The following is a 3708-nucleotide window of genomic DNA, read 5'->3' as shown; positions in this document are numbered from 1 at the left end:
GTACGTCGGCCCGCGGGTTCGCTCCACGCTTCCTCCCCACGGTCGGTCGCCCTTCCGCAGTTGCGCTTCGCTTCGATCGGGATGGCCTCCTCTCGGTCGGACTTACACCTACAAGACAGCGCCCATGCTGGGCGCACAATAAGAGAAGCCAGCCGCGGCAACGGCTGGCATTCGGACACCAGGGCCGTAGCCCCGCGCGAATTGCATTAAGGCTAACGGTCCCCGGTCCTGATGTCAACGTAATTTCGTGGACCCAGGGAGACGGGAACAATGCTGCTCGTAATCGTGATCATCATCATATCGTAGAGTCGCCACATTGGGGCGCGGGGCGGTGAAACCCTAACGGCCGCGCCCTCAATTCCCTAGATACGCGTTCTCTGCCGCAATGCGTGGCGATGCGTCGGTTCAACCGGTTGACCAACGGCTTCAGCAAGAAGATCGAAAACCGCGCGCACGCCGTGGCGCTGTATTTCATTTACTACGATTTCTGCGGTGCCCATCAGACGCTGCGCGTCATGCCGGCGATGGATGCTGGTGTGACGAATCGCGTTTGGTACTTGGAAGACGTGGTGGCGCCGCCCAAAGCCGATGAATATTCAAACTGACCCACTACCGACCTTTAGGTGTCGTTGAACCGCGCATTTCGTGGCCGTATAATTCGCGGTCATGTTTACCCCGCGATCGTTCCGACCCACGCTGATCCTGTGCGCGCTCGTGCTGTTTGCGCTTTTGGGCGCGTGTGCCTTTGAGACGGATGCGCCAAAGGACGATGGCGCGCCCGCCGCTTTCGAATTCGAAAACGTTCCGCAATCCGACCCACCCTTGGTGCGCGATGCGAAGCGCGCGCTTGCACGCGCGATCGATTATTTCCGCGCGACGCAGGCGCCCGAGGGCTACTGGGAGGGCGATTTCCCGTCCGACACGTCGTACAACGCGGACTACATCATGCTTGGCCGTTACCTTGAGCGCGTGGACGAGGAGCGCGAGGCCAAGGCGGCCAACCACATCGTCGCCGAACAGAACGCGGACGGCGGTTGGAGCGCGTATCCCGGCGGGCCGTCGGTTCTCGACATCACCGTGCTCGACTACACCGCGCTGAAGCTCGCGGGGTTTCCGCAAAACGGCACGACGATGAAACGCGCGCGCGAATTTATCCTCGCAAACGGCGGCGCCGACGCGGCGAACCTGCTGGTGCGCATACGCCTTGCGAACTTCGGCTTTGTGCCGTGGAAGCCGAACACGATGCGCGTCCACACGTGGCTGATGAACTTTGAGGAGCTGATGTATCACTACGGCTTCTTCCAGTCGGCGCTCATCCCGATGCTGCTGTCGAACGACATGCACCACATCGCGCCCGTGCCGGCGGGCCGGGGAATCGGCGAGATTTTCATTTCCGACCCGTGGGAGGGCGTCGATCCGGCGACCGATTTCTGGGGCCCCGGCTGCTGCGCGGATCAGGCGACGCAATGGATCCTCGAGCGCCAGGAAGCCGACGGCAACTGGGCGGGCGTTCTCATCCAGACGTACTACTCGCTGATCGCGCTTCACGCGACGGGTGACCCGGCGCATGACGACGCGATCGAACGCGGGCTCGAGGGGGTGCGTTCGTTTCAGCGCGAAGGCGAGAACACGATCATCCAGCAGTTCAGCGAGCCGCCCGTCATGGACACGGCGTACGTGCTGCATGCGCTGCTTTCCGCGGGCATGCCGCCTGACGATCCGATGGTCGCCGACGCCGTCTCCTGGCTGCTCGAAAAGCAGGCGACGATTCCCGGCGACTGGTCGCACGTCGTGCCGAATGTCGAACCCGGGGGATGGGGATTCGAGCACGAGAACCAGCGATACCCCGACGTGGACGTCACCGTCATGGTGCTAGACGCGCTCGCGCTTTTGCCCGAGCCGGTCCTCGCGCGGATGGAGGGTCAACTTGCGCGCGGCATCGACTGGATGCGCGCGATGCAAAACGACGACGGCGGATTCGCCGCCTGGGGCAAGAACAGCCTGGACCCGGTGACGTTCGCGCCGTATCTCGAAGGCGAAACCTGGGTGCCGGTAGACGATTCAAACGAGGACATCACCGCGCGCGCGATCGTCACGATGACGAACCTTGGCGCGATCGACCGCTTCGACGATGCGCGCGCAATGCGCCGCGCGATCGATTTCGTGAAGGCGCGCCAGAAGCCGTGGGGCGCGTGGTTCGGGCGCTGGGGAACGAACTACACCTACGGCACCGGCCAGGTTTTGCAGGCGCTGGCGGCGGCCGGCGAATCGCCGCGCGATCCAGATGTCGCCCGTGCGATCGAATGGCTGCTTTCGGTCCAGAACGACGACGGCGGCTGGGGGGAGACGCCGCAGTCCTACCTCGACGAGGCGCTCGCGGGCGCCGGCGAGTCCACCGTGTTTCAGACCGCGTATTCGCTCATCGGCCTTCAAGCGATCGGGGCGGACCAGAACGCGATCGACGCGGGTATCGCGTTCCTTCTCGACGAACAGCTCGACGACGGCTCGTGGTTCGATCACGAATTTCTCGGCACGAACCTGCCCGGCTATTGGTATTCGCGCTACACGCTGCTGGCGAGCTACAAGGCGATGTACGCGCTGGTGCTGTACCTGGAGGCGCACCGCGATTGATTTCGATTTGCAAAGCTGCCGTCGGCCGGAGCGAGCCAGATCCTTCGCTTCGCTCAGGATGACGAACACGCGACGCGGATGACGAACGCGCGACACGGATGCATTCCCGATTCCCAATTCGCCATTCCCAACTCCCAATTCCCAACTCGCAATTCCCAATTCGCCATTCCCAAACCCCAGTTCCCAAACCGGAGCCGCCCGATGTCCGACGCCCCGCACGTTCCCTATCGCCCGCACGATCCCGGCCGCGCGTCGGAAATTGTGTCGCACGAGTTCTACACGCTCATGAACCATCGCCGCAGCGTGCGGCATTTTTCCAATCGCGCCGTCAGCCGGGAGACGATCGAAAACATCGTGCGTACCGCGGGCACGGCGCCGAGCGGCGCGAACCGTCAGCCGTGGCGGTTCGTGTGCGTGGACGACGCCGCGCTCAAACGCGAAATCCGCGAGGCGGCCGAGGCGGAGGAGCATCTGTTTTACACGAAGCGCGCGTCCGAAAAATGGCTTCACGACCTGGAGCCGTTCGCGACCACCGAGCAAAAGCCGTTCCTTGAAATCGCTCCGTGGCTCATCGTCGTTTTCGAACTGACGCGCGGCGACGACGGCGGCGCGGTGTATTACGCTTCCGAATCGACCGGTATCGCGACGGGCATATTGCTGGCCGCCATCCAGGTCGCGGGCCTTTGCGCGTTGACGCACTCCCCCGCGCCGATGCGCTTTTTGTCGCCGATCCTTCGCCGCCCCGCGAACGAGAGACCGTTCCTGCTGATCCCCGTCGGCCATGCGGCGGACGGCTGCGAGGTGCCGGATATCCATCGCAAGCCGCTCGAGGAGATCATGGTGGTGAACCGGTAGAATTGGGAATTTGGAATTGGGAATTGGGAATTGGGAATGTCCGGAACACGGCGTTCCGTGATTTGCAATGGCATTCCCCATTCGCAATTCGCAATTCGCAATTCGCAATTCGCAATTCGCAATTCGCAATTCGCAATTCGCAATTCGCAATTCGCAATTCGCAATTCGCAATTCGCAATTCGCAATTCGCAATTCGCAATTCGCAATTCGCAATTCGCAATT

At 62.4% G+C, this 3708-nt stretch carries 3 protein-coding genes; all 3 read left to right on the top strand.

The window, feature by feature from the left end; translation table 11 throughout:
* Window positions 1-395 precede the first annotated feature (395 nt).
* The 3 genes from K8I61_06555 (at window position 396) to K8I61_06545 (ending at window position 3486) form a co-directional block, all read left to right on the top strand.
* Window positions 396-605 carry a hypothetical protein gene (locus tag K8I61_06555; protein ID MBZ0271678.1) on the top strand — a complete coding sequence of 70 codons (210 nt, stop codon included), beginning with the start codon at window positions 396-398 and terminating at the stop codon, window positions 603-605.
* Window positions 606-666: 61 nt separating this feature from the next.
* Window positions 667-2631, top strand: coding sequence for a hypothetical protein (locus tag K8I61_06550; protein ID MBZ0271677.1), 1965 nt, complete (start codon window positions 667-669; stop codon window positions 2629-2631).
* 201 nt (window positions 2632-2832) lie between these two features.
* Window positions 2833-3486: a nitroreductase family protein gene (locus tag K8I61_06545; protein ID MBZ0271676.1), complete on the top strand. Its 654-nt coding sequence runs from the start codon at window positions 2833-2835 to the stop codon at window positions 3484-3486.
* The last annotated feature ends 222 nt before the right edge of the window (window positions 3487-3708 follow it).

The sequence above is a fragment of the bacterium genome, from assembly GCA_019912885.1.
Classification (GTDB): Bacteria; Lernaellota; Lernaellaia; order JACKCT01; family JACKCT01; genus JAIOHV01.
The sequence above is the reverse complement of the archived record's forward strand: the minus strand, read 5'-3'. Positions and strand labels throughout refer to the sequence as shown.

Coding starts and splice junctions, on each gene's coding strand:
- K8I61_06545 (MBZ0271676.1), top strand. CDS start 2,833: ATGTCCGACGCCCCGCACGTTCCCTATCGCCCGCACGATCCCGGCCGC.
- K8I61_06550 (MBZ0271677.1), top strand. CDS start 667: ATGTTTACCCCGCGATCGTTCCGACCCACGCTGATCCTGTGCGCGCTC.
- K8I61_06555 (MBZ0271678.1), top strand. CDS start 396: ATGCGTCGGTTCAACCGGTTGACCAACGGCTTCAGCAAGAAGATCGAA.